Genomic DNA, 24,932 nt, shown 5'->3' on the forward strand with positions numbered 1-24,932 from the left:
GTCGCTTTCAGACCCTTCGCTGGACATTCCCCAACACGAGATACGCGCCCAGGCTTCTCTTAGGGCGGCCATTGCCGCACTTTCAACCAGTCGCTTTCCCTTATGCGGACATCAACTTGATGACCCGCATGATCGCGACCGTACTGCTCGTGTCTGGGTGCCTTCTGTCGGTGATAGAGATAGTTCTCGGGAAGACCGAGGCGACGGCACGACTGGACGGCCGGAGATGAAGGGAGCACCATGCTCTCGCAGATTGCAGCCGTCGTCTTCACAAAAGCACGCTCCCACGGCTTCAACGTCCAGCGGTCGCCGAGTGCCAACCGCTTGCGGACCCAGCGGGGCAGGATCTCGACAGCCGCCTTCAGAAATGGCCGCTGAAGCGGTCGAGCCACTCCCGGCAAGGCGGGAACGTCTTCCATGATCTGCAGGAATTCCAGGACGATCGGCGATGCGACGAGTCTTTGCCGCATCACGTCGAACAGCACGTAAAGCTCGGCCTGCGACGTGGGCGCGCCGGTCGCACCATAGAGAAGCGCCACGGGGCGAGCCTCGGCAGACATCGCATCCCGTTCAAAGAAATGCAGACGATGCACATAGACGTGATAGGCCTCCATGAAACCAAACCCGGCCGTCGCTTGCACCCAGTCCAGCAACTCCGGGTCGGTGGCGTGATATGGTTCACCTTCGCTGGTTCGGCCTGAAACGCGCCCATGCATCCTGACCACACCTTCAATCATGGCCTTGGCCCTGGTCCGGGGACCGTAGACCGTGACCAAGGCGGCGAGGCCAGTGCGCTGTAATCGTCGGAGCGCGTCGGAGCGGAATGTGCTGTGCTGCCAAATGGCGTCGCGAACCCGCGGCTCTGCCAATTCGAGCAGCACCGCCGTAACCCCGCCGATGAACAGCGCAACCGGGTTCTTGAAAATACGCCACGACACCGAGTTGGGCGGCAACAGCGCCGGCTCGCCCTGCGGGGTCGAGAAGTCCATCTGAGATCCGAGCCGCTGGCGCATGAACGACTGCGCAAGGGTGTCCACACGACGCCCAAGCAGGCGAGGCAGAGGAATGGTGCCCGAATTGCCAAACATGCTCCGACTCTCCTGGCAACGCGTGTGGCTGGCGGATGCAGCACGAACGTCTTGGTCCTTCCGTCGTTCCAAAGATCAAACTGGCGCGCCGCAACTCTGCAAGAACACCGGGCCCGGATAGCCATCACGAGCCCGGCCGCTGGCCTTATGGGGTAAGATCGAGCGCCGGCACGATTCTGTGATAGGGCAGCCCCGCATCGTCGTTTAGACGCTTCACGTCGACATCGGAGGCAGCGTCAAACAGGCACATGCAGCGCCCGTCCTCCGGTGCGAAGGTCGAGCGCAGGTAGCTGATGTCGGTGCCGTTGGAGGTCATCTCGGCGGCTTTGCTGATCGCCGCCTTCTGCGCATCTCCCAGAGCTTCCATGCTGATACCCTTGAGATCGCGTTCCACCATGTAAACAGTCATTTCCAGATCTCCTCCTGTGAACAGTGACCACAGGAGTTGAATGCAGCGGCGGGCGAAAGAGAACGACATTTTTTCTATCGATCGATAGCCGACAGTTATCGATGAAAGGATTACAATGCCGTTTCGTGGAACCGCCTCGGGAGGGCTCGCCATGGAGATGTTTCAGGTTCGCTACGTGCTTGCCGCCGCGAAGATGCTGAACTTCACCAAGGCCGCCACCGATTGCAATGTGTCTCAACCGGCGCTCACCAAAGCGGTCAAGACGCTCGAGGATGAGCTTGGCGCGCCCTTGTTCCACCGCGAGGGAAAGCGCGTCCTCCTGAGTGAGTTCGGGCGCTCCATTCTGCCGCATCTTCAGCAGATCATGCAGGAGGCCCACGCAACCAGAACGCTTGCCGACAATTTCAGGCTGCTCAACCAGGTGCCGATCCGCCTCGGCGTCATGTCGACCATCGGCCATGTGAAACTCGCCCGGTTCCTCGCAAAGTTCCAGCGCGACTATCATGGCGTCGAACTTGAAGTCAGCGAGGCGAGCGTTCAGGAACTGAAAAACAGGCTTGAGCAGGGCGATCTCGATGTTGCCGTTCTCAATCCGCTGGAGGGATTGGGAGCGGCGTTCCGCGTCCATGATCTCTACAGTGAGCGTTACGTCGTCGTATTCGCGCCGGATCACCGGCTTGCGAGCCTCAATGCAATCAAGTTGGTCGATCTCTCTCAAGAACCCTATGTCGATCGTCTGTCCTGCGAAATGCGGGACCTGGTGATGGGTGCGTGCCGGGAAAGAAGCGTCAGCCTTTATGCCCGCTTTCGTTCCGAGCGCGAGGATTGGATCCAATCAATGGTGCTGGCGCGGATCGGCTTCGCCTTCATGCCTGAATATTCGGTGACATCGCCTGAACTTTTGCAGCGTCCGCTGATCGAACCCGCGGTGGCACGCACGGTGTCCCTGGCTAGCGTTCCGGGCCGGCCCTATAGCCCGGCGACGGCGGCAATGGTCCGAGCTGCCCAGACGTTCAATTGGCCAGGCTAGGTGTTTATCGCTGAGGCTTGAGCTATGCTGATTTGAGATGCGTCAGATTCAACTTTTCGGCCGCCCGGCCCACGTGGCGCTCGTCGAACACGATCTCAAACAGAACGAGGAGGTTGAGGTCTGCGCGGGATAGCTCAATTCTGTTCAGCATGTCGATGAAATCATATCACTGGATTCAGCATCATGGAAGTGCGATCTCCTGAGCAAGCGAAGCAGCGCTAGGCGCGCTTCGCATCGGAAACAGATACAGGAGCACCCGCATGCCAGTATCACGACGTTCCCTTCTCGCCGCAGCAAGCGCTGGCGTGGCATTGTCACAAACTGCAAGATTAACGAAAGCCTCGGCACAGGCTCTTGGGGAGCCTACGATAGACCGGACGGTTGCCGATCTCGTCGAGCGGTCTGCGGAAGCAAATTCGGCGCTGATGCGCGGGGAGATAACGAAGTACTACGAGGTGATCCCACATACCGAGAACTTCCTGCTGATGTCTCCATTCGGAGGAAAGCCGACGCGGGCTTCTGAACTGACTGCCGAGCGGATCGAGGCGATGGGCCGCTTTTTCAAGAACGGCACCTTCGAGCACGAACTTCTTCAAGCCTATGGTTCCGCCGACATGGTGGTCCTCGCGATCATTGAACGCCCGCACGTCGAGGTCGGCGGTCTGCCAGCCCAGGATTGGCCGCTGCGGGTTACCTTGGTTTATCGCCGCGAAGAGGCGGAATGGCGCTTGGTGCATCGGCACGCTGACCCCCTGGTCAACGGCGTGAGTCTGGAGCAGGCGGCGGCCCTTGCACGCGGCGAAGCCGCGTGATGCGAAGAGTGTTTGCCATCCCGACGGAGCGCTCTGGCTGCTGGTCCAAAGCCCGCTGAAGGGGTTATTGCGCCAAATGTGGCCCGACGCGCCTTACGAGCACCTGCTGGTGCCGGTGGAGTAGATCTGCCATAGTCATGCGCCCTGCTCGCTACAGACCGTTGAAAACGGCTGAAAGCAAAGCCTGAAGTCAGGGCCACGTTGCCGAGCCTGATCGCGCCTTGCGGATCCTCGGAACGCCAGGCGCGGACCCTCCCTCTTCGGCCGCTTCGCCTATGCGAGCCTGACTGCCCGAAAGCCGCATAGATTGTTCAGGTGCGATGGGTAGTTGTCCCGTTGGATCTAGCGCGGGTGAAGGCTCACAATGGGTCGGATGGAGATTTGAGGGAGGACGATCATGACCTTGCCCAGCTACGCAATGAACCAGGCAAGTTTCCCAGAGATCTACGAGCGGTGGCTCGTCGGCCCTATCTTCCGTCCATGGGCCGAGATGGCTCTTGACGAGTTGGAATTGTCTTCGGGCGATCGCCTACTCGATATCGCTTGTGGAACAGGAATAGTGGCGCGCGTTGCGAGAGAGCGGCTCGGTGAAGCCGGATATATCGTCGGCGTCGACGTCAGCGCGGACATGCTGGCCGTGGCGCGGGCGGAAGAACAGCCATCGACTGGCGCCAGGGCAATGCCGGCCAGTTGCCTCTGCGTGGTGGGGAGACGTTCGACGTGGTCGTCTGCCAGCAAGGACTGCAGTTCATTCCTGACAAACCCGCGGCGACGGCGCAGATGCGTCGCGCGCTGACGAAGGGTGGTAGGCTGGCAATCGCCACGTGGCGCCCGGACGACGAAATCCCGTTGTTTCGCGAACTGTGCCGCGTCGCGGAGCGCCATCTGGGCGCCATCGCCGATCAACGGTACAGCTTCGGGGCAGCGGCTCCACTTGAGGCGCTGCTGCGAGACGCCGGCTTCCACGAGGTCCGATCGAGGATTGTTTCGCGCACCATCCATTTCGGGGAAGGCGCACCATTCCTGCATTTGAATACGATGGCGCTGGTCGGGATGAGTTCCTTAGCCAAGGAATTGGGTGATCAGGAACGCAAGCGCGTCGTGGAGGCGATCGTGAGCGAGAGTGCGCCCGTGCTGCAGCCATACACCATCGGGTCGGGACTGGCCTTCGAGCTCAGCACCAATCTGGCGACAGCCAAAGGCTAAATGATCTCTCACCAACGGAGAACTCGTTCGATCGAGTATTGTGCCGAGAATGGCTGCTCATTGACAATCTGCCGTTCGAGAACCGAAAGGATTGCCCCGCTGCAGTCGAGGGCAGACCAGCTCAGGGAAATTTCTGCTCGCAATCGAGAGGCTTCACAAGCAACGCATCGGCTACGCAGCCCTCGATTAAAACCAGCTTGTTTTACATTTCGAATTATTTTGCCGCACTGTGGCCATTGTGCCGCCATTATCCATGACTAGTTAAATGAAGCACTGACCGTTCTTCTTGTCTTTTTCGACGTTGACGGCTCAACGTTGGAAATAGACCTGCCCCAAAGTATCTGGGCGGCTAGACAAGGAACGGAGGGGGACCTGGCGTCACTCCAAAGAACATTTGAATTCTTTGCTTGCGGAGCCGTAATCCTTTCGGTTGGCCGGCCTTTGTCGAAAAGGATCGCGGGGCTTGGCCTGGCGGCGACAGTGGCAGCCATGCCATGGCCGGTCTATTCGGGAGTTCTGGTCAACGGCGTGACCGAAGCCGCGGTTGCCACTGCTGTTCCGTTCTCGGCTCTGAGTTTCCCCTCGGCCGCGCCCGAGTTCGACATCATCGATCCAGACACCATATCGACCTCTGGACGCGAGGGGGAACGCACGCTGGCCCAGGCATTGAAGGGCACCGTCTCCATCCTTTCCGAAGGCGCGGAACAGATCGTCATCGGCATGTCGATGCACGAGTTCGGCGAGTACAAGGTGTCGCAGCACATCGCCAGCGAAATCCTTCGTGCAGCCAAGGACACCCAATTTCCTGCCGATACGCTTTTTGCGATCGCCGAGAAGGAATCCTCCTTCGACATCAACAATCGCCCGTCTAAAGGGTCGGCGCTTGGTCTTATGCAATTCCTCGACCAGACATGGCTCGAGGCGGTGAAGAAGTACGGTGCAGAATTCGGCTTGGGCGACGAAGCGGAACTGATCCGGACCCGCCCCGAGGGCAAACGCGAATACCATTTCGTCGAGGACAAGGCCGAAGAACAGCGCATCCTTGAATTCAGGCGCGATCCCTATCTGTCGGCGGCACTTGCGGCCAAGAACCTTCTCGCGGCCAAGCAACGCATCGAAGCTCGTCTTGAGAAGGCCATGGATGAAAAGGATCTCTACCTCCCCCATTTCCTTGGCACCAACGGGGCAGCAGCGCTTCTGTCGAATGCCGATGAGAAGCCCAATGCCACGGCCAGCAAAATCTTCCCCAAGGCGGCACGCTTCAATACTGCGATCTTCAAGGCCGAGGGAAAACAGCTCACCGTCGGCCAGTTTCACCAGCGCCTGCGCTCCTTCCTGGAAGCCCGTATCGGCAAATACAGCGATGTCGAAACGCGCGTGAAGGAGGCTGACCTGTCCTGGACGTCGGGTTTCGAGAATCTCGTCTACGATCTGGGCAAACGGCTGGCGACGGCAGTGCGACGGTAACAAGCCAGGTATCGGTTTTCACCTCTAAAGCGCGTCGCGTTTGATCGGCCTCACGCGACGCGCTTTAGGTTGTTGTTTTATGCATGTCGCTATCGCAAAACCGCTGCACACCCTCGGGTCAAGCCCGAGGGCATGCTTTTGCGCGACATGCATTAGGCGTGACCGGCGGCCAGGCTGAGATGCGCGAGGTCGATACCGATCGAAGCGAGTATCCGGTCGTATTTGCGCTCGATGTCGGTATCGAACAGAAGCTCCGCATTTGCCGGGCAGGTCAGCCAACCGTTCTCGGCGATTTCGCTTTCCAGCTGACCGGCGCCCCAGCCCGAATAGCCGAGCGCCATCAGCGCATGCCGAGGCCCACGGCCCGACGAAATGGCGCGCAATATGTCGACGGTCGCGGTCAGGCAAATGTCGTCGGAGACGGCAAGCGACGATTCCACGCGGTAGTCGCCCGAATGCAGGACGAAGCCCCGGCTGCGGTCCACCGGTCCGCCGTTGCGGACGACGAAGTCGCGGGCCTGCGCGGGCAAGCGGATCGCTTCCTGTTCGTTCATGATGCCGAGTTGCACGAGCAGATCCGGAAACAGCATCTGCTGTGTCTGGTTGATGACCAGGCCCATCGCGCCTTCGTCGCTGTGCGCGCAAATATAGATGACGGAGCGCGTGAAGCGGTCGTCCTTCATGCCGGGCATGGCAATCAGGAACTGGTCATCGAGAAAGCCGCGTCCCGCAGCCATCTTCTTGTGGCGCAACAAGTCCATGAGGGGGAGCGTAACGCGTTTCTGGAGCGCCGAAAAGATGCGCCGCGCGCGATTTGGCCGCAGTTGTGCATCCAAGGCACGCAAAGCTGTGCCCGAGGTCACGCAAATATGATAGCAGCGACGCCATGAAGTCATTGCGCAGCCATGAACGGACGCTCAAATCACCACCATGCAAAGCTTGAAAGTCCTTGCGCTCAGCGCCGCTGTTGGATGTGGGAGCGGCCTTCCCGCCGCAGCATCCTCGTCGATCTGGTACGATAGCGAAGGCGGCAAAGTACGCCTTGTGACCAGCGGCAGGCCCGACACAGCCGGACGCATCCATGGCGTCCTCGATATTGCGCTCAAGCCTGGCTGGAAAACCTACTGGCGCGATCCGGGCGACGCGGGCGTGCCGCCGCAAATCGATATCTCGGCCAGCACCAACATTGCCAGCGCGACGTTTTCGTTTCCGCCACCCCAGCGCCACGACGACGGCTCCGGCAAATGGGCCGGCTATGACCATCCGGTTTCACTGCCGGTAACGTTCACGCTGTCGGCGCCGAACGAGCCGGCCGTCATCGATGCCGATATCTTTCTCGGAATTTGTGAGACGATCTGCATCCCGGTGCAAACAAAGCTGACCATCGATCCGGGCTCCGATCCGGAGAATGTCGAAGACGCCGCCTTGGTGAAGGCGGCCCTTGCAACGCTGCCTGCTCCCGCAAGACCCGATTTCGGCGTCAATATCCTGCCGGGCGACCGCGAGACACTGATTGTCGAGGCGAGCTTTCCGGGCAATCCCGAAACAGCGGATTTCTTCGTCGCCGGTGAGCGGGACTACATGTTCGGCGTGCCGGCCCGCAGCGAAAAGGACGGCAAGCTGGTGTTTGCCGTGCCGATCCTCGACAGGCCGACGACGACGCCGACGGATGGCGGACTTTACTACACGCTGACAACTGCGGCCGGCGCCGTCGAAGGCCTGCTGCCGTTCCCTTGATCCCGAGCAAAAGGATGTTCAGGTCGAACATCCCTTGCTCCGGCCGCCCCGACAGTTGCGGGAAACGGCTGAATTCGCTATCGCAGGGATACTCCCTTCCATTTGTCAAAACGAGGACGACGATGATGATTGCCGTTGGCGACAAGCTGCCCCAAGCGACCTTCAAGACGATGACTGCCGACGGCGCAAAAGCGATCACGACGGCCGAGATTTTCTCGGGCAAGAAGGTGGTGCTGTTCGCCGTTCCCGGCGCTTTCACGCCGACCTGCTCCAACAACCATCTGCCCGGCTATCTGGACAATTACGACGCCATCCTGGCGCGCGGCGTCGACACCATCGCCGTCGTCGCCGTCAACGATGTCCACGTGATGGGCGCCTGGGCCCGCTTCAGCGGCGGTGAAGGCAAGATCCTCTATCTTGCCGACGGCAATGGCGATTTCGTCAAGTCGATCGGTCTCGACGCCGACCTTTCCGGCGGTGGCATGGGGCTGCGCTCGAAGCGGTTTTCGATGATCGTCGACGACGGCAAGGTCACCGCGCTCAATGTCGAGACAAAGCCTGGGGTCGATGAATCCGGTGCTGCTCACATTCTCGGACAGCTTTCCGTTTTGGCGACAGCATAGGCCAAGGTTTTCACGCTCCTTTGGCCTGACGATCACGCTTGTTTCGAAAGCTGCGCGTCGGGAATTACCTGCTTTTGGGGGACCTCAATGATGTTTGACCACTTCTGGCGCGCTGTCGCGATCGGCATCGGCGCCACGGCGCTCATGGACCTCTGGGCGATTTTCCTGAACACGGTTTTTGCTCAGCCGCGGCCGAACTGGGGACTGGTTGGTCGCTGGGTCTGGCACCTGAGGGACGGCAAGGTCTTCCATGACGATATCGGCGCGGCAGCACCCTATGCGCATGAATCGGCGCTCGGCTGGGCCTTCCACTATTTTGTCGGCATCGTCTACGGCATCGTTCTGGCCGTTTTGGCGGGAGCGGCGTGGCTGGCCGCACCGACCTTCCTGCCGGCCTTCATCCTCGGCATCGTCACTGTAGGCGCCGGCTGGTTCCTGCTGGCGCCCGGCATGGGCGCCGGCTGGGCCGCGTCAAAGCGCCCCAACCCGATGCAGATCCGCGCCCTCAACCTCGTCTCGCATACTGTGTTCGCGCTCGGACTTTTCGGCACAGCGATGTTGATCCGGTAGCGAAATTAATCGTCGCGGTGCTGCGCCAGCCTGTCGATCGGCCGCCATCCGTGGACAACACGACGCGCGCGGATATCGTACGCGAAATAGTTCCCGCCGCCCGCTGGCTGATCCGCCTCGCGGCTGATCTCCCGACCGCCGAGAGAAAGCAGCAGAAGCGTTCCGACACCTCCGTGGCCCACGAAAGCAACGTCGGCGGCGTCATCTGTGCCGAGCACAGTGTCTACCTCGCTCAGAATACGATGCTGAGCATCGATTGCCCGCTCCCATCCGCGAATGCTGCTGTATGGATTGGCGAAGAATTGGTCCGCGACCGCTTCGAACTCCGCAGGCGGTAGGAAACCGGTTGCCGATCGGTCATTCTCATGCATCCGTTCCCTCACCTCGACCTCAAGGCGGAGATGCCTTCCGATTATCTCGGCGGTTTCTATCGCCTTGCGTTCACCCGATGACACGATACGCCGGATCGACCGAACCCACGGCTGATCGAGCATTGCAGACGTTCTCGCTCGCCCGATGTCGGATAGTCCCCACTCTGGCACTGGAACATTGGCATCGATCCGAACCTGGGGATGCGTGATGTAGTATGCGATCGGCATGATAGGTCTTCCTGCCAGAGAGCGGACCCACAGCGGGAATTCAATAACTCTGGGTCGAGCGCCGTGGCTTTGCGATCGCCGGCTGCTTCGCCTGCGGACCTGGCTTCGGCGTCGCGGTCTTGACGGGGCCTTTTTTGAACGGCGCCATGCCGAGCCGCGCCAGTTCGTCGGCACGCTCGTTCTCCGGGTGGCCGGCGTGGCCCTTGACCCAATGCCAGATCACCTGGTGACGATTGCGCGCCTCGTCGAGCGCCTGCCACAGTTCGGCATTCTTCACCGGTTGCCTGGCGGCGGTCTTCCAGCCGTTGCGCTTCCAGCCGTCGATCCAGCTGAAAATGCCGTCCTTGACATAGTTGCTGTCGGTATAAAGATCGACCGCACAGGGTTCTTTTAGCGCATTGAGCGCCGAGATGGCGGCCAAAAGTTCCATGCGGTTGTTGGTGGTGGCAGCCTCGCCGCCCGACAGTTCCTTCGTGACGCCTTTGAAGCGCAGGACAGCCCCCCAGCCGCCAGGCCCCGGATTGCCCGAACAGGCACCATCGGTGAAGATTTCGACGCGCTTGGTCATGTCAGTCCGTATTCGGAAGGAGATTTGATCGCCCGGTGGAAACGCATGCGCCTGATATATTCGGTCGGGTCGCGTTTCACGACCAGCCCGCCGTTGGCAATGGTCAGCCAGTCGTAAAGCCGGGTCAGCATGAAACGCAACGCCGAGCCGCGCGCCAGCATCGGCAACGCAGCTTTCTCTTCGCCGCTCAACGGCCGCACGCTTTGGTAGCCGGCAAGCAGCGCCGTGCCCTTGGTCAGGTTGAAGGAAAAATCCTTCTCGAAGCACCAGGCATTGAGGCAGGTCGCGACATCATAGGCGTAGAGATCATTGCAAGCGAAATAGAAGTCGATCAGCCCCGACAGTTTCTCGCCGAGGAAGAAGACATTGTCCGGGAAAAGATCGGCATGGATGATGCCTTCCGGCAGGCCGTTCGGCCAGTTCCGCTCGAAATCGGCGAAGTCGGCATCGACCTCGGCCGCCAGTCCCGGCTCGACCGCGTCGGCGCGAAGGCGAGAGGCGCTCCACAGCTTGCGCCAGCCATCGATGGCAAGGGCATTCGGACGGGTCATCGGAAAGTCGGCGCCGGCCAGATGCAGCGCCGCCAGCGCCTTGCCGACCTCGCCGCAATGCGCTGATGTCGGCCGCCGCAGCGAAACGCCTTCGAGGAAGGTGATGATGACCGCCGGCCGGCCGGCAAGTGTTCCGATGACGTCGCCATCATGCGCGGTCACCGGAAGCGGACAGGAAATGCCCTTCCTGGCGAGGTGGCTCATAAGGCCGAGGAAGAACGGCAGGTCGGCCTTGTCGACGCGCTTTTCGTAGAGCGTCAGGATGTAGGACCCACTGGTCGTGTGCAGCAGGAAATTCGAGTTCTCGGTGCCTTCGGCGATACCCTTGTAGGACAGGAGATCGCCGACTGGATAGGCCTTTAGGAACGCGCCGAGCTCGCCTTCGTTGACGTCGGTGTAGACCGCCATGAACCTTACGCGGCCCCGTTGACGAAAGCCATGTCGGCGGCCGTTAGCTCGACGTCGCGCAGCACCCGCATCACCGGAAAATCCTCGGTTTCCGTCGCCGTCACCGCCAGCTCGATGGTTACGTCGAAGCGCTGCCGGAACGCGTCGATGATCTCGTCGACGATGATTTCCGGCGCCGATGCACCTGCCGACAGACCGAGCGTCGAGATGCCGGCGATGTCGGTCCATGGGATCTCGGAGGCGCGCTGCACCAGAAGCGACATCGAGGCGCCGGCGCGTTCGGCCACTTCGACGAGACGCCGCGAATTTGAGGAGTTGGGAGCGCCGACGATCAGGAAGAGATCGGCACCCGCGGCGGTCTCCTTTACCGCTTCCTGGCGATTGGTGGTGGCGTAGCAGATCGATTCCGCTGCCGCCGCATGCAAATCGGGAAAACGATCCTTAAGCACCCGAATGATGCCGGCGGTGTCCTCGACCGAAAGCGTCGTCTGGGTGACGAAACCGAGCGCCTGCGGGTCGGCGGGCACCAAATTCGCGGCGTCGGCTTCGGTCTCGATCAAGGTGACGGCGCCGTCCGGCAACTGCCCCATCGTGCCGATCACTTCCGGATGGCCGGCATGGCCGATCAGAAGCACATGGCGGCCGAGTCGCTGATGGCGCATCGCCTGCTTGTGGACCTTCGACACCAGCGGGCAGGTGGCATCGAGATAGAAGAGATTGCGCGCCTGGGCGTCCGCCGGCACCGACTTCGGCACGCCATGCGCCGAAAAGACGACCGGGCTCTGACGATGCTCAGCCGGTATCTCGGAGAGCTCCTCGATGAACACCGCTCCGAGGCTTTGCAGCCCCTCGACAACGTAGCGATTGTGCACGATCTCGTGGCGAACATAGACCGGCGCGCCGTATTTCTTCAGCGCCAGCACGACGATCTGGATGGCGCGGTCGACGCCGGCGCAGAAACCCCGCGGCTGGCAGAGCCTTATCGTCAGCGGTGGCTTTGTGGTCGTGTGAAGCATGATTCCCGGCCGGTTGGTCGTAGCGTGAACTCAAGTCTTGAACTCAAGGCGCGAAATGAGGTGCGCACCCCTGCCCTGTCAAGGGCGCCGGTGGCGATCATTAGAGCGACGTGCGCCCATTTGGACGCACAAAGTACGCTGTAGAGCCGTTCGTAGAACGGCTCTACCTCTTTGTTTTAACGCAATTCCGCGAGGGAAAGCGCTACGCGCTTTTCCCGGGAAAACCGTTTCACACTTTTCCTGGAATTGCTCCGACACATTCAATCTACGCATCGTGCTTTCCGAAAATCGATTCCGATTTTCGGGCCGATGCGTCTTTCGCCGGGCGGCGAAGCCGGAAGATGAGGACGCCGGCAAGGGCAGCGGCAAGGCCGTACCAGGTTACGGCATATTGCAAATGGCTGTTCGGCAGGTCGATGATTGTCACGCCGCCGATCGGCAACCCACCCGGGTTCGGCGTGGCGTCCGCGTCGATAAAGAATGGCACCAGCCCCGCGCCGGCCGGCAGACCGGCGCTCGCCGCCATGGCGTCGCGATCCTTCCAGTAGAAGATGTTTTTCTGCGGATCATTGTCGGGAAGCATCATCGAGGGTTTTGCCGGCAGCGGATTGCGGGCGAGCCCCGTCACCGTCACCTGGCCCGCACCCTGGCTTTGCGGGCGCTTGGCCGCGTCCTTGAGATCGTATGGCACGAAGCCGCGATTGATCAGAACGAAGCGGCCCTCCTCCAGATGCAAGGGCGTGAAGACATCGAAACCGGACTGGCCTTCCCAGGTCGCGAAGAAATGTCGCTCGCCTTGATTCAGGAACGTGCCTGATGCCGTCACCGGCGTGTAATCCACATCGCCGCCGGCGGCAAACCGCTTTTCGACCTCGGCCAACGGCACGGGCGCTGAGTGCGTGCGCCGATCGATTGTCTGGAGAAGACTCTCTTTCCAGTACAGGCGCTGGACCTGCCAGGTGCCGAGCGCCAGCAAGATGAAGAACAGCATGAGGCCGAGGCCAAGCAGCAATGCCGTCTTCTGCCGCGAACGGCCCGCGATCGAAGCGGACGTCGTGCTCATTCGCCGAGGTCCAGCCTGCCCTCTGCCGCCTTGTTGCGGTATTGCAGCGTCAGGAGCACACCCTTGATCAGCCTGAGCGCGCCCAGGCAAAGCACCAGCGTCAGTGGTATCCACAGCAAGAAATGTAGCCAGAGCGGCGGATTCAGCGTCACCTCCATCCACAGCGCCAGCCCGACGACGATGAAGCCGACGATCAGGATGACGAACACCGCCGGACCGTCGCCGGCATCGGCGTAGGAATAGTCGAGGCCGCAATTGGCGCAGCGTTTGCCGACGGTGAGGAAGCCGGAAAACAGCCGTCCCTCGCCGCAGCGCGGGCAGCGGCCGTACAGGCCAGCCGAAATCGGATCGATTGCTGGCCAGATCGCCTTGTCGTCGCTCATTCCGACACTTTAGTGCCCTTCACCGCAAAAGATAAGGCGGCCACGTCGCCGCAGCCGCCTCATCGATTTCCTCAGGAAGATTTCAGTGGCCTTCGATGACCGCGCCGCTCGAGGCCCAGACATAGATCGACGTGAACAGGAACAGCCAGACCACGTCGACGAAGTGCCAGTACCAGGCGGCGGCCTCGAAGCCGAAATGGTGCTTGGGCGTGAAGTCGCCCTTCATCGCGCGGACCAGGCAGACCAGCAGGAAGATGGTGCCGATGATGACGTGGAAGCCGTGGAAGCCGGTCGCCATGAAGAAAGTGGCGCCGTAGATCGAATCCCTGAAGCCGAACGGCGCGTGCATGTATTCGTAGGCCTGCACCATGGTGAACAGGATGCCGAGACCGACCGTCAGCACCAGGCCGTTGATCAGCCCCTTGCGGTCGCCATGAAGCAGCGCATGGTGCGCCCAGGTGACCGTAGTGCCCGACAGAAGCAGGATGACGGTGTTGTAGAGCGGCAGGTGGAAGGGGTCGAGGACCTCAACGCCCTTCGGCGGCCAGACACCGCCGGTGAAGGCGGCGCGGGCATATTGCTGTGCCTCGCCGGGAAACAGGCTGGCGTCGAAGAAAGCCCAGAACCAGGCGACGAAGAACATCACCTCGGAAGCGATGAACATGATCATGCCGTAGCGCAGATGCAGCGACACGACACGCGTGTGGTGGCCTTCGTGCGCTTCCTTGATGGTGTCCGACCACCAAGCGTACATGGTGTAGAGGACGATTAAAAGGCCGATGAAGAACAGCCACGGATTGGCGATGTTGAAGCCGAAAATCGGGAAATCGCCGCCCTTGAGATACTGCATGTAACAGACGCCGCCGATCGCGGTGACCAGCGCGCCGACCGAGCCTAGGAACGGCCACGGGCTCGGGTCGACGAGATGGTAGTCATGTTGTGGTTTTGCGTGCGCGTCTGCCATATCAACCCCCGAGGCCTCCTTCGGTGTGTGAAACTTTGTTGCTTGTGCCTTCGGCCGGCACTGATGACGCCACCGGCTTGTTGTTCTCGTTCTTCTCGACCGGGAACATCGTGTAGGACAGGGTAATGGTCTTCAGGTCCTTCAGCTCCGGCGCGTTGACGATGTCGGGATCTACATAGAACACGACCGGCATGTCCAGCGTCTCGCCAGGCTTCAGCGTCGTGTCGGTGAAGCAGAAACACTCGACCTTGTTGAAGTAGGATCCCGCAAGTTCCGGCTGCACGTTGAAGGTCGCGCGGCCGGTGGTGGCGCGGACGAACTTGTTGGTGGCGCTATAATGCGCCTGGGCCGTCTCGCCTATCTTGATGGTGACCGACCGGGCGACCGGCTCAAACTGCCAGGGCACGCCGGATGTGTTGGCGTCGAAACGGATGGTGATATCGCGGTCGAGCACGCGGTCGGCATATTGCTGCGTTGCGCGTTTCACGGTGCCGCCGTAACCGGTCGCCTCGCAGAACATCGCGTAGAGCGGCACCGCGGCATAGGCCATGCCGATCATGCCGCCGAAAAAGGCGATGCAGACGCCGGCGACGATGCGGTTGGTGTTCTTCTTTTGAGGATCGGTCACTGTTTGGCGGTTCATCTTGAGCCTCACATCGTTCCGGTGAGGTTGTGACCGAACTTCACGACGGTCGCGATATAGAAGATGACGACAAGCACCGCCAGTGCCAGGCCGATGGCCACCGAGCGGTTGCGCCGGGCCTTCTGCTGGCGCTCCGTCAGCGTGACGAGTTCAAGCTTCTTGTCGGCCATGGTCATGCTCCGCCCATGGTCAGCACGCGCCCGACAACGCAGTCAGCAAGGTAGACAGCGAAAATGGCAAAGAGGTAGAGCAGTGAATACCCGAACAATGCCTTGGCCGGCTTCATCACATGGTCGTCCTCGGCCATCCGCAGCACCTGCCACGCATACCAGACGAAGCCGGCACCAAGCAGCACCGCAAAGACGCCGTAGGCGGGCGTGGTGAAACCGAGCATCCATGGCAGCACGCCAACCGGGGCAAGGATCAGCGCGTAGGCAAAGATCTGGCGTCGGGTCGAAGCCTGGCCGGCGACATTCGGCATCATCGGGATGCCGGCCCTGGCATAGTCCTCCGACTTGAAGAGGGCGAGCGCCCAGAAATGCGGCGGCGTCCATAAAAAGATGATGAGGAACAGGACGACGCTTTCCAGGCTGACAGTTCCGGTCACCGCGGTCCAGCCGATTACCGGCGGAATGGCGCCGGCGGCACCGCCGATGACGATGTTCTGCGGCGTCCAGCGCTTCAGCCACATCGTGTAGACGACGGCATAGAAGAAGATGGTGAAGGCCAAGAGTATGGCCGACAACCAATTGACCAGCACGCCGAGCGTCATCACCGACAGCACCGACAGCACCAGGCCGAAACTCAGCGCCTCACCGGGCCGGACGCGGCCGGCCGGCACCGGACGGCTGGCGGTCCTGGTCATCACCGCATCGATGTCGGCGTCATACCACATGTTGAGCGCGCCGGACGCGCCAGCACCAATGGCAATGGCCAGAATAGCGATCACCGCCAGAAGCGGATTGATGGTCACAGGTGCCGCGACCAGGCCGACAAAGGCGGTGAACACCACCAGCGACATGACGCGCGGCTTCAACAGGGCGAAGAAATCGCCCGCCGTCGCTTCCGACATGCGAAAGCCCGCTTCGTCAGTCAAGGTGTCGTCGACAAGGGCCATGCGTACTTAAAGTCCATCATTCCGTTGGCCAAAACCGCCGGCGAACCAGCGGTTCCGAATTCCCAGGCAGAAGCCTATTTGATCTTCGGCAGTTGTTCCCACTGGTGGAAGGGCGGCGGCGAAGGCAGCTGCCATTCGAGCGTCGTCGCACCCTCGCCCCATGGATTGGCGCCGGCCACCCGCTTCTTCTGGAAGGCCTCGAACACGCCATAAAGGAAGATGACCACGCCGACGGCCGAAATATACGAGCCGTAGGACGACACCATGTTCCAGCCGGCAAACGCATCCGGATAGTCGATGTAGCGGCGCGGCATGCCGGAGAGGCCGAGGAAATGCTGCGGGAAGAAGACAAGGTTGACGCCGACGAAAGTGACCCAGAAGTGGGTGTTGGCGATGACAGGCGAGTACATGTAGCCGGTCATCTTCGGGAACCAGTAGTACCAGCCGGCGAAGATGGCAAAGACCGCGCCCAGCGACAGCACATAGTGGAAATGCGCGACCACGTAGTAGGTGTCGTGCAGCGGGCGGTCGAGACCGGCATTGGCAAGCTGGACGCCGGTGACGCCGCCGACGGTGAACAGGAAGATGAAGCCAATCGCCCACAGCATCGGGGTCTTGAGCGAAATCGACCCGCCCCACATGGTGGCGATCCACGAGAATATCTTCACGCCCGTCGGCACCGCGATAACCATGGTGGCGAAGACGAAATAGCGCTGCGTGTCGAGCGACAGGCCGGTCGTGTACATGTGGTGCGCCCAGACGATGAAGCCGACCGCACCGATCGCGACCATGGCATAGGCCATGCCGAGATAGCCGAAGATAGGCTTCTTGGAGAAGGTCGAGACGATGTGGCTGACGATGCCGAAGCCCGGCAGGATCAGGATGTAGACTTCCGGATGGCCGAAAAACCAGAACAGGTGCTGGAACAGGATCGGGTCGCCGCCGCCATCGGGCGCGAAGAAGGTGGTGCCAAAATTGCGATCGGTCAAAAGCATGGTGATGCCGCCGGCGAGAACCGGAAGCGACAACAGCAGCAGGAAAGCGGTGATCAGCACCGACCAGGCGAACAGCGGCATCTTGTGCAGCGTCATGCCAGGCGCGCGCATGTTGAAGATGGTGGTGATGAAATTGATGGCGCCGAGGATCGATGAGGCGCCGGCGATGTGCAGCGACAGGATCGCAAGATCCATCGCCGGTCCGGGCTGGCCCGAGGTCGATAACGGCGGATAGATCGTCCAGCCGCCGCCGACGCCGTAGGCGCCAGGCGCGCTCGGCACGAAGGCCGAGATGATCAGCAGGATGAAAGCCGGTGGCAGCAACCAGAACGAGACGTTATTCATGCGCGGGAATGCCATGTCGGGCGCGCCGATCATGATCGGCACCATCCAGTTGGCGAAGCCGCCGATCAACGCCGGCATGACCATGAAGAAGATCATGATCAGCGCATGGGCGGTGGTGAAGGCATTGTACATGTTCTTGCCGCCGTCGAGCGCGGCGTCGGCGTTCAAGCCGTAGACCATCTGCGCCAGGCCGGTGAAAATCTGGATCCCAGGCTCCTGCAGTTCCATACGCATGACGACCGAAAGGGCACCGCCGACGCAGCCCGCCATGATCGCGAAGATCAGGTAGAGTGTGCCGATATCCTTGTGGTTGGTCGAATACACCCACCGCACCCAGCCATGATACGGCTTGTGGTCGTGGTCGTGAGCTGCAGCGTCTGCCATGTTCGGCTCCGTTCCCTGATCTTTTCTGGTCGCGGCATCAGTTGCCGGCGGCCGCTACCTTGTCTTTGCCGTCGACCTCGGCCATCAGCGCCTTGTTGGCGCCGGGAAGGTCGGTGCCGGCTGCTGCCAGCCAGGTCTTGTACTGGGCGTCGGAGACGACGCGGATCGCGATCGGCATGTAGGCGTGGTCCTTGCCGCAGAGCTCCGAGCACTGGCCGTAATAGAGGCCTTCCTTTTCCGCCTTGAACCAGATCTCGTTGATGCGACCCGGAACCGCGTCGGTCTTGATGCCGAAGGCCGGCATGGCAAAGGCGTGGATCACGTCCGCCGCCGTCACCAGCACCCGGGTCATGGTGTTGACCGGCACCACCATCTCGTTGTCGACGGCAAGCAGGCGCGGATAGGCGGCCCGATCCTCCTTGCCAGCCGCCGCGCGGTCAGTATCCGCCAGGATCGCCGAGTTGAAGGAAAGCGTGTTTTCGGTCTGGTATTCGTAATCCCAGTTCCACTGGTTTCCCGTCGCCTTGACGGTCAGCTTGGCTTCCTCCGGCGGCGTGTATTGCGCAGTCAAGAGCTGGAACGAGGGGATGGCGAGCAAGAGCAGGACGACGACCGGCCCGACCGTCCAGATCACCTCGATCAGCGTGTTATGGCTGGTGCGCGACGGGGTAGGGTTGACGCTCGCGCGAAACTTCAGGATGCAATAGGCGATGAGAAAGAGCACAAAGAGGGTGATCGGCACGATGAACCACAGCGTATAGTGCTCGAACCGGGCGATCTGCCGCATCATGTCGGTGGCTGCGGGCTGGAAGCTCATCTCCCAGGGCGCAGGCTGGGCCGCATGGGCGGATGCACCGGTGAACAGTGTGGCGGCAGCGCTTGCCAGGAGTTTGGCGCCTGCTAGGAATTTTCTCATTGCCGTCATTATCTCCCAGTTCCTCGCGATCGGACCGCAAGGATATCGAACAACGCCGGGACGGGAATCCCGGAAAGTCCCGAGGCTGGTTCAAACCATACTCTATTTGCCTCTGCAAGAAAGGAGCGGGGGAAACCGTGCGGCATTTTTGCGCGCAAGCGCGGCTGCGCCTTGTGCGGCGGTCGCGGCGGTGGCGGACCCGCGAATGCCCGAGCAGCGGAGTGTCCCGCCAAAATGCGCCGGGCCGTCGCAATTCGGGCGAATTTGGCACGGAAAAGCGCACAATTGCCTTGGTCGAGGCGGGCCGGCAGTGGTCTCATCCTTTACTTGCCCTTGGCGCGGCTTAAAGTGCCGTGATTCGCAATGGAGCCGTCATGAACTCTTGGCTTTCGAGACTTGGGCATTCGAGACTTGGGCATTCGAGACTTGGGCTTTCGAGAAGCTTGGCGAAGGCCATCCTTCTCGCCGCCGTGTCTAGCGTCGGCTTGTCTGGGATTGGCCTGTCCTATGTTGCCTCGTTTGGCGTCAGCCAGGCCAATGCCGCGCAGCCAACCGGCAAGGTGCGAACGACGCATGGCGCATGGTCGATCATCTGCGACACGCCGGCCGGCGCCACATCGGAACAATGCGTGATGATGCAGAACGTCGTCGCCGAAGACCGTCCCGAGATGGGGCTTTCCGTCGTCGTGCTGCGCACTGCCGACAACAAGGCCGAAATCCTGCGCGTGCTGGCGCCGCTCGGCGTACTGTTGCCCAACGGGCTCGGCCTCAATGTCGACGGCAAGGACATCGGCCGGGCCTATTTCGTGCGCTGCTTTCAGGACGGCTGCTATGCCGAGGTCATTCTCGAAAAGCCACTGCTCGACACGCTGAAGACCGGAACGTCAGCCACCTTCATCGTCTTCCAGACGCCGGAGGAAGGCATTGGCATCCCGGTTGAGCTCAAGGGTTTCGCCGACGGTTTCGCCGCCCTGCCTTGAGACCAAAATCCTAAAGTCCCTACCAACGAGAAGAGATTGTGACTGGCTTTGGCGACAGCGCGGCGCGTCCAAGGACGCGCAAAGGACGCTGTAGCACTTTGATTTTGCGCATGATCCTTTCCGAAAATCGATTCCGATTTTTGGGGTCATGCACAGACAATGGTCATTGCCGATTGTCTGGACGCACCTTCGCGCCTACATCGTGAGGACAATTTCTTTCCACGGACGGACCGCGCCATGAACAGCCTGATCGGCCAATTCGACATTTCCGACGATCGCATCAAGCAGATCGTCGCCGAGACCATCAACGGCGCCGACGACGGCGAGTTGTTCCTCGAATACAGCGAGAGCGAAGCGCTGATGTTCGACAATGGCCGGCTGAAGACCGCCAATTTCAACACAGACCAAGGCTTTGGCCTGCGCGCGGTCGCCGGCGAAGCGAGTGGCTACGCGCATTCCAGCGATCTGTCGGAAGCGTCGCTGCTGCGCGCGGCCGACGCCGTGTCAACAGTCAAGAGCGGCTATTCCGGCACGCTTGCTGCGGCTCCCGCCCGTACCAACCGCCATCTCTATGGCGACGACAACCCGATCCCCTCGCCCTCCTTCGAGGCCAAGGCCAAGCTCCTTCAGGAAATCGATGCGTGGCTGCGAGCCGAGGATCCGCGCGTGCGACAGGTGACGGCGTCGCTCGCCGCCTCCTGGCAGCATGTCGAGATCGTGCGTGCCGACGGCCAGATGGTGCGCGACATCCGCCCGCTGGTCAGGATCAATGTGTCGGTGGTGGTCGGCGACGGCGACCGACAGGAGAGCGGCTCCTACGGCATGGGCGGACGCAAAGGGTTTGGCGAATTCCTGGTCGAGGAGAGCTGGAAGCACGCCGCCAAGGAAGCGCTGCGGCAAGCGCTGGTCAACCTCGAGGCCATCCCGGCGCCGGCCGGCACGTTCGACATCGTGCTGTCCAGCGGCTGGCCGGGCGTCATGCTGCACGAGGCCGTCGGCCACGGGCTGGAAGGCGACTTCAACCGCAAGAAGACATCGGCCTTCGCCGGGCTGATGGGCCAGCAGGTGGCCGCCAAGGGTGTCACGGTCGTCGACGACGGCACCATGGCCGAGCGGCGCGGCTCGCTGACCGTCGACGATGAAGGCACGCCGTCGGCCCGCAATGTGCTGATCGACGACGGCAAGCTTGTCGGCTACATGCAGGACCGCCAGAACGCCCGGCTGATGGGCATGAACGCCACCGGCAACGGACGGCGCGAAGGCTACGCGCACCAGCCAATGCCGCGCATGACCAACACCTACATGACGTCAGGCGACATGGAGCCGGACGAAATCATCGCCTCGGTCAGGAACGGCATCTATGCCGTCTCCTTCGGCGGCGGCCAGGTCGACATCACCTCGGGCAAATTCGTGTTCGGCTGCACCGAGGCCTACATGATCGAGGACGGCAAGGTGACGCAGCCGATCAAGGGCGCCATGCTGATCGGCAATGGGCCGGATGCCATGCATCGGGTTTCGATGATCGGCAACGACATGAAGCTCGACACCGGCATCGGCATGTGCGGCAAGGCCGGCCAGGGCGTGCCGGTCGGCGTCGGCCAGCCGCACCTCAGGATGAACCAGATGACGGTTGGCGGAACGCGGGTTTGATAGAAGGGACGCCGGCACACGTCTTCTGGTCGAAGATACTCCGGAGGGCGTGCTACTGAAGCCTGCGCCAGTCTTCGCCGAGACACGCCCAGAAGACGCGTTTGGATTCCTGCCCCATAGAGACAGGCCGAAGACGTTGGAAGAAATGGACGCGGGTGTGCTGGCCGAAGCGCGGCGGCGCGGCCGGTTCGAACTACCCTAAAGCGCGTCGCGTTTGACCGGCCTCATGCGACGCGCTTTAGGTTGTTGTTTTATGCATGTCGTTATCGCAAAACCGCTGCACACTTTTGCGCGACATGCATTAAAGCCATGAAGCAGCCGTTTTCGGCAAGCGATGGTCGGGATCGCTAACCTTCAGGCGGGGTGCGTTGCTCTCATTCCATCGCCACAGCGCGACGCATGTGCCGCCGGGCGACATGAAGGAGGGGTAGATCACGCCATGCTGCCCATCGGCAATCAGGCGATCTCTCAGCGTGTGCGTCTCAGGCATCAGGCCTTGATCCATGATATCACGCCATTCACATCGATGAATGTCTGTTGTCACGCCGAGCTTGGTCAGCACGTCAGCGTCCGTCAGGTCGGCCAGCCACGCGCCTGAAAGTGCGAGTTGCGCAATCAGCGCCGGATGTTGGACAAAGCCCTGATTGTACTCCGCCCAAGCAGTGGACAATTCGCCCGCGGCGTAGATCGTTGGGGCGCCCACTGGATTCCAGCGACCGCCAAAGCGGGCTGCTCCTTCGCCGGAAAGCGGCAGATGCGCCCAGCGCGGCACGAAGGCGCGCCATAGGCTCAGTCTGTTTTCAGGCATAGATGCCGGAGCGGACTGCCTCCAGATAGGCAAGCACCTTGTCCGTCTTGCCCTCTCGAACGAGATCGTAGGCGGTCTTTCCCGCCCAGCCGGGAATCGGCTGATGCTTGAACCAGATCGCCGCACGCTGTTCATCGCCGGCCATCTCGCCTGCCATTGCAAGGATACGGACAATCGGACTCAATGCTGCGTCGACCTTGCGCGCGCCGGTCTTGGCGGCAAGCGTGTTGCGCGCGACGCCGATCAGGCCCGCCAGTTCGGTCAGATTGACGCCCAGCAGTTCAGCCACCCGTCTTGCCGAAAGAAATGGCGTCCGCTCGTCGCCAAAGCGCGATGCTCTGATATCGAGAGCTGCGGTATTCATAACAGGTTCCCAGCACATTTTGAACAGGTCACGATCAAAATAGGCCCATTTTGCGCGAAATTCAAGCTCAACAAATGCGGACCGTTACCGCCGTCGCTTCGGCTTCTCAAGAAGCGCGACGGCCTCGACATGCGGCGACCACAGGAACTGGTCGATCGGCGTCACGCTTTTCAGGGCGTAGCCGCCGTCAACGAGGATGCGCAAGTCGCGCGCCAGCGTAACCGGATTGCAGGAAACCGCGGCGACCAGCGGCACGTCGGAACGGGCAATCTGTTTCGACTGGTCTTCGGCGCCGGCGCGGGGCGGATCGAACACAACGCCATCGAAGGCATTCAACTCCTTGAATGTGAGCGGCCGCCGAAACAGGTCGCGGCGTTCGCTGGTAACGCGCTTCAGACCGCTGGCGAAACGGAATGCCCGGTCGAGCGCCGAAAGCGCTGCCGCATCCCCCTCCACCGCATGGACTTCCGACTTGGCGGCGAGACGCAGCGCAAAGCTGCCGCAGCCGGCGAAGAGATCGGCGATTTTTTTGGCGCGCGCGAGGTGCCGGCCGACGATGTCGGCCATCGCCTGCTCGGCGGCTTCGGTAGCCTGCAGGAAGGCGCCCGGCGGCACCGCGACTGCGACGCTGCCGAACAGCACCACCGGCTTTTTAGGCTCGATGATGATCTCGCCATCGATCGAAAGCCTGGCCAGCCCCTGAGCGATGACGAAATTGGAGGCCACCCGGCGTTGGTTTTCGCCAAGCTTGCCGGACTCGTGAACCGCGACATCGAGGCCGGAAGCGGTCGCCGTGACCGTCATGCGGAACGATTTCGTCGTTGCGCAAACCAATTCAGCAAGTGCTTTCAGAGCGCCTAACTTTGCGACGATCTCGGGCAGCGAGATCGGGCATTCCTCGATGGAAATGATCTCGGACGACAGCGCCCGAACGAAACCGAGCAGCATACCGGCCTCGCTGCGCCGGGCGGTGAACACGACGCGCCGACGCGTCTGCGGCGCGCACGGCACCAGCGCGTCAATGTCGCAAGTGATGCCCTTGCTGTTGAGCGCATGCGCAACCTTGTCGCGCTTCCACCGATGATAAGCTTCGGCCTCAAGATGCTGGATGGCACAGCCGCCGCATTCGGTGAAATGCCGACAGGCAGGGTCGATGCGAAGCGGCGAAGCCTCCACCACCGATATCAGCGTGGCGCGATCCCTTTCACGCGCGGCGGCGACGGTTTCACCGGGCAGCGTGAACGGAATGAAAAGCTCGCCGGTTTCGGTCTCGGCGACGCCGTCGCCCTGGGAGCCCAGCCGTGTGATCGTGAAGCGAGCGTTCATCGGCCTCCGATCCCCCTGTTCTCGATACCGGCGTCCTTGATCCCGGCGAGCAGGAACTCGCGGTTGCCGTCGCCGCCTTCGATCGGCGACAGGTGCAGTCCGAGCGAGCGCCAGCCGGGGACGCCGTCCAGCCAATCCTGCAGCAGGCCGGCAATCCGCGCGGCATCGTATGGGTCTTTCAGCAAGCCGCCCTTGCCGATCGCCTCGCGGCCCGCCTCGAATTGCGGCTTGACCAGAAATATTGCTTTGGCGCCGCTCCTGGCAATGGCGAGCGCCGGCGGCAGCGCCAGTTTCAGCGAGATGAAGCTGACATCGGAGACGATAAAATCCGGAATGCGATCGGCAAGATCGGCGGCGGAAAGATCACGCGCGTTCAATCCCTCGATGACCGTCACACGCGGATCGCCAGCGATGTCCGGATGTATCTGGCCATGCCCGACATCGATCGCCGTGACATGCGCCGCGCCGCGCCCGAGTAAGACCTGAGTGAAGCCTCCGGTCGAGGCGCCGACGTCGAGCGCTTCACTGCCGGCTGGATCGAGGCCGAAATAGTCGAGCCCGGCGATCAGCTTCAGCGCAGCACGCGACACATAGCCCTGCGCCGGATCATCGACTTCTATGAGGCAATCAGCCCGGACGGTCTGGCCGGGCTTGCGGGCGATGACGCCGTCAACCTTCACGGTGCCGCGCTCGATCGCGTCGCGGGCGCGAGAGCGGCTGGGGAACAGGCCGCGCGCGACGAGGAGTTCGTCGAGCCGCTGGCGTGTGCTGGCTGGTAAAGTCATCGGCCTTCATGGCGAAAGCCTGTCACGAAGGCAAGGATGTTCGGGACAACGAACATCTTGCGAAAGCGGCGAGCGAATCAGGCCACGCCCACAATTTGTTGAATATCGCACCGGGTCCGGCACAA

At 61.5% G+C, this 24,932-nt stretch carries 28 protein-coding genes and 2 pseudogenes; 10 read left to right on the top strand and 20 right to left on the bottom strand.

The window, feature by feature from the left end:
• Window positions 1-59: 59 nt before the first annotated feature.
• Together AC0L16_RS01520 and AC0L16_RS01525 are read right to left on the bottom strand one after the other, a co-directional pair.
• Window positions 60-1,088, bottom strand: coding sequence for an oxygenase MpaB family protein (locus AC0L16_RS01520; protein ID WP_473618592.1), 1,029 nt, complete (start codon window positions 1,086-1,088; stop codon window positions 60-62).
• Window positions 1,089-1,233: 145 nt separating this feature from the next.
• Entirely contained in the window at window positions 1,234-1,566 is a 333-nt protein-coding gene (locus tag AC0L16_RS01525) for a DUF4242 domain-containing protein (protein WP_353843503.1), read from the bottom strand.
• An 82-nt stretch (window positions 1,567-1,648) separates the two neighbouring features.
• Here AC0L16_RS01525 and AC0L16_RS01530 point away from each other — a divergent pair, with 82 nt between their 5' ends.
• A complete protein-coding gene (locus tag AC0L16_RS01530) occupies window positions 1,649-2,527 on the top strand; it encodes a LysR family transcriptional regulator (protein ID WP_473618593.1) in 879 nt (292 codons plus the stop codon).
• Window positions 2,528-2,567: 40 nt separating this feature from the next.
• Here AC0L16_RS01530 and AC0L16_RS01535 read toward each other — a convergent pair.
• Window positions 2,568-2,678, bottom strand: a pseudogene (locus AC0L16_RS01535) (LysR family transcriptional regulator); the annotation flags it as partial.
• 109 nt (window positions 2,679-2,787) lie between these two features.
• Here AC0L16_RS01535 and AC0L16_RS01540 point away from each other — a divergent pair.
• The 3 genes and pseudogenes from AC0L16_RS01540 (at window position 2,788) to AC0L16_RS01550 (ending at window position 6,012) form a co-directional block, all read left to right on the top strand.
• Window positions 2,788-3,339 (top strand): nuclear transport factor 2 family protein, encoded by a 552-nt coding sequence (locus AC0L16_RS01540; protein WP_473618594.1) that lies wholly within the window; start codon window positions 2,788-2,790, stop codon window positions 3,337-3,339.
• Between the two features lie 502 nt (window positions 3,340-3,841).
• Window positions 3,842-4,545: pseudogene (locus AC0L16_RS01545) on the top strand (class I SAM-dependent methyltransferase); the annotation flags it as partial.
• Window positions 4,546-4,986: 441 nt separating this feature from the next.
• The gene (locus AC0L16_RS01550; RefSeq protein WP_473618596.1) at window positions 4,987-6,012 is read left to right on the top strand and encodes a transglycosylase SLT domain-containing protein; all 1,026 of its coding nucleotides are present in this window, start codon (window positions 4,987-4,989) and stop codon (window positions 6,010-6,012) included.
• Between the two features lie 152 nt (window positions 6,013-6,164).
• On the opposite strand, the gene AC0L16_RS01555 is transcribed toward AC0L16_RS01550, so the two are convergent.
• Window positions 6,165-6,773 (bottom strand): YqgE/AlgH family protein, encoded by a 609-nt coding sequence (locus tag AC0L16_RS01555; RefSeq protein WP_023799312.1) that lies wholly within the window; start codon window positions 6,771-6,773, stop codon window positions 6,165-6,167.
• Between the two features lie 169 nt (window positions 6,774-6,942).
• On the opposite strand from AC0L16_RS01555, the gene AC0L16_RS01560 reads away from it, so the two are divergent.
• From AC0L16_RS01560 to AC0L16_RS01570, 3 genes are all read left to right on the top strand, one after another.
• Window positions 6,943-7,749, top strand: a complete 807-nt coding sequence (locus tag AC0L16_RS01560) for a protein-disulfide reductase DsbD domain-containing protein (protein WP_473618597.1) — start codon at window positions 6,943-6,945, stop codon at window positions 7,747-7,749.
• Between the two features lie 122 nt (window positions 7,750-7,871).
• On the top strand, window positions 7,872-8,372 hold the full coding sequence (locus AC0L16_RS01565; protein ID WP_473618598.1) for a redoxin family protein: 501 nt from the start codon (window positions 7,872-7,874) through the stop codon (window positions 8,370-8,372).
• Window positions 8,373-8,462: 90 nt separating this feature from the next.
• The gene (locus AC0L16_RS01570; RefSeq protein ID WP_473618773.1) at window positions 8,463-8,942 is read left to right on the top strand and encodes a DUF2938 domain-containing protein; all 480 of its coding nucleotides are present in this window, start codon (window positions 8,463-8,465) and stop codon (window positions 8,940-8,942) included.
• A 5-nt stretch (window positions 8,943-8,947) separates the two neighbouring features.
• On the opposite strand, the gene AC0L16_RS01575 is transcribed toward AC0L16_RS01570, so the two are convergent.
• The 12 genes from AC0L16_RS01575 to coxB all read right to left on the bottom strand — a co-directional run bounded on the left by AC0L16_RS01575 (window position 8,948) and on the right by coxB (window position 18,894).
• Window positions 8,948-9,541: a histidine phosphatase family protein gene (locus AC0L16_RS01575; protein WP_473618599.1), complete on the bottom strand. Its 594-nt coding sequence runs from the start codon at window positions 9,539-9,541 to the stop codon at window positions 8,948-8,950.
• A 40-nt stretch (window positions 9,542-9,581) separates the two neighbouring features.
• Complete coding sequence (gene rnhA, locus AC0L16_RS01580) at window positions 9,582-10,109, bottom strand: ribonuclease HI (RefSeq protein WP_473618600.1); 528 nt, start codon at window positions 10,107-10,109, stop codon at window positions 9,582-9,584.
• The gene (locus AC0L16_RS01585; protein ID WP_473618601.1) at window positions 10,106-11,068 is read right to left on the bottom strand and encodes a homoserine kinase; all 963 of its coding nucleotides are present in this window, start codon (window positions 11,066-11,068) and stop codon (window positions 10,106-10,108) included. The genes rnhA and AC0L16_RS01585 overlap by 4 nt, the downstream gene beginning before the upstream one ends.
• A gap of 5 nt (window positions 11,069-11,073) precedes the next feature.
• Window positions 11,074-12,084 (bottom strand): 4-hydroxy-3-methylbut-2-enyl diphosphate reductase, encoded by a 1,011-nt coding sequence (gene ispH / locus AC0L16_RS01590; RefSeq protein WP_287217497.1) that lies wholly within the window; start codon window positions 12,082-12,084, stop codon window positions 11,074-11,076.
• Between the two features lie 265 nt (window positions 12,085-12,349).
• Complete coding sequence (locus AC0L16_RS01595) at window positions 12,350-13,147, bottom strand: SURF1 family protein (protein WP_473618603.1); 798 nt, start codon at window positions 13,145-13,147, stop codon at window positions 12,350-12,352.
• Entirely contained in the window at window positions 13,144-13,530 is a 387-nt protein-coding gene (locus tag AC0L16_RS01600; protein ID WP_473618604.1) for a DUF983 domain-containing protein, read from the bottom strand. The genes AC0L16_RS01595 and AC0L16_RS01600 overlap by 4 nt, the downstream gene beginning before the upstream one ends.
• An 82-nt stretch (window positions 13,531-13,612) precedes the next feature.
• On the bottom strand, window positions 13,613-14,494 hold the full coding sequence (locus AC0L16_RS01605; protein WP_473618606.1) for a cytochrome c oxidase subunit 3: 882 nt from the start codon (window positions 14,492-14,494) through the stop codon (window positions 13,613-13,615).
• A 1-nt stretch (window position 14,495) separates the two neighbouring features.
• Window positions 14,496-15,137, bottom strand: a complete 642-nt coding sequence (locus AC0L16_RS01610) for a cytochrome c oxidase assembly protein (protein ID WP_473618607.1) — start codon at window positions 15,135-15,137, stop codon at window positions 14,496-14,498.
• Between the two features lie 8 nt (window positions 15,138-15,145).
• Window positions 15,146-15,307, bottom strand: coding sequence for a hypothetical protein (locus AC0L16_RS01615; RefSeq protein WP_077381685.1), 162 nt, complete (start codon window positions 15,305-15,307; stop codon window positions 15,146-15,148).
• Window positions 15,308-15,309: 2 nt separating this feature from the next.
• Entirely contained in the window at window positions 15,310-16,254 is a 945-nt protein-coding gene (locus tag AC0L16_RS01620) for a heme o synthase (RefSeq protein WP_473618609.1), read from the bottom strand.
• Between the two features lie 74 nt (window positions 16,255-16,328).
• Window positions 16,329-17,978, bottom strand: a complete 1,650-nt coding sequence (ctaD, locus tag AC0L16_RS01625) for a cytochrome c oxidase subunit I (RefSeq protein ID WP_128172054.1) — start codon at window positions 17,976-17,978, stop codon at window positions 16,329-16,331.
• Window positions 17,979-18,015: 37 nt separating this feature from the next.
• Window positions 18,016-18,894, bottom strand: coding sequence for a cytochrome c oxidase subunit II (gene coxB, locus AC0L16_RS01630; protein ID WP_473618610.1), 879 nt, complete (start codon window positions 18,892-18,894; stop codon window positions 18,016-18,018).
• A gap of 374 nt (window positions 18,895-19,268) precedes the next feature.
• Here coxB and AC0L16_RS01635 point away from each other — a divergent pair, with 374 nt between their 5' ends.
• The 3 genes from AC0L16_RS01635 to AC0L16_RS01645 all read left to right on the top strand — a co-directional run bounded on the left by AC0L16_RS01635 (window position 19,269) and on the right by AC0L16_RS01645 (window position 21,726).
• Window positions 19,269-19,874, top strand: a complete 606-nt coding sequence (locus tag AC0L16_RS01635) for an invasion associated locus B family protein (RefSeq protein WP_473618611.1) — start codon at window positions 19,269-19,271, stop codon at window positions 19,872-19,874.
• Between the two features lie 237 nt (window positions 19,875-20,111).
• Window positions 20,112-21,524: a metalloprotease TldD gene (gene tldD / locus AC0L16_RS01640; RefSeq protein ID WP_473618612.1), complete on the top strand. Its 1,413-nt coding sequence runs from the start codon at window positions 20,112-20,114 to the stop codon at window positions 21,522-21,524.
• On the top strand, window positions 21,505-21,726 hold the full coding sequence (locus AC0L16_RS01645) for an AbrB/MazE/SpoVT family DNA-binding domain-containing protein (RefSeq protein ID WP_473618613.1): 222 nt from the start codon (window positions 21,505-21,507) through the stop codon (window positions 21,724-21,726). Before tldD ends, AC0L16_RS01645 begins: the two co-directional genes overlap by 20 nt.
• Window positions 21,727-21,825: 99 nt before the next feature.
• Here AC0L16_RS01645 and AC0L16_RS01650 read toward each other — a convergent pair whose 3' ends face one another.
• From AC0L16_RS01650 to AC0L16_RS01665, 4 genes are all read right to left on the bottom strand, one after another.
• The gene (locus AC0L16_RS01650; RefSeq protein WP_473618774.1) at window positions 21,826-22,359 is read right to left on the bottom strand and encodes an RES family NAD+ phosphorylase; all 534 of its coding nucleotides are present in this window, start codon (window positions 22,357-22,359) and stop codon (window positions 21,826-21,828) included.
• Entirely contained in the window at window positions 22,325-22,696 is a 372-nt protein-coding gene (locus AC0L16_RS01655; protein WP_027152353.1) for an antitoxin Xre/MbcA/ParS toxin-binding domain-containing protein, read from the bottom strand. The genes AC0L16_RS01650 and AC0L16_RS01655 overlap by 35 nt, the downstream gene beginning before the upstream one ends.
• An 84-nt stretch (window positions 22,697-22,780) precedes the next feature.
• Window positions 22,781-24,022, bottom strand: a complete 1,242-nt coding sequence (locus AC0L16_RS01660; protein ID WP_473618614.1) for a class I SAM-dependent RNA methyltransferase — start codon at window positions 24,020-24,022, stop codon at window positions 22,781-22,783.
• Window positions 24,019-24,807 (bottom strand): TlyA family RNA methyltransferase, encoded by a 789-nt coding sequence (locus AC0L16_RS01665; RefSeq protein ID WP_292593940.1) that lies wholly within the window; start codon window positions 24,805-24,807, stop codon window positions 24,019-24,021. Before AC0L16_RS01665 ends, AC0L16_RS01660 begins: the two co-directional genes overlap by 4 nt.
• Between the last annotated feature and the right edge of the window lie 125 nt (window positions 24,808-24,932).

Source organism: Mesorhizobium sp. WSM4848 (assembly GCF_055811375.1).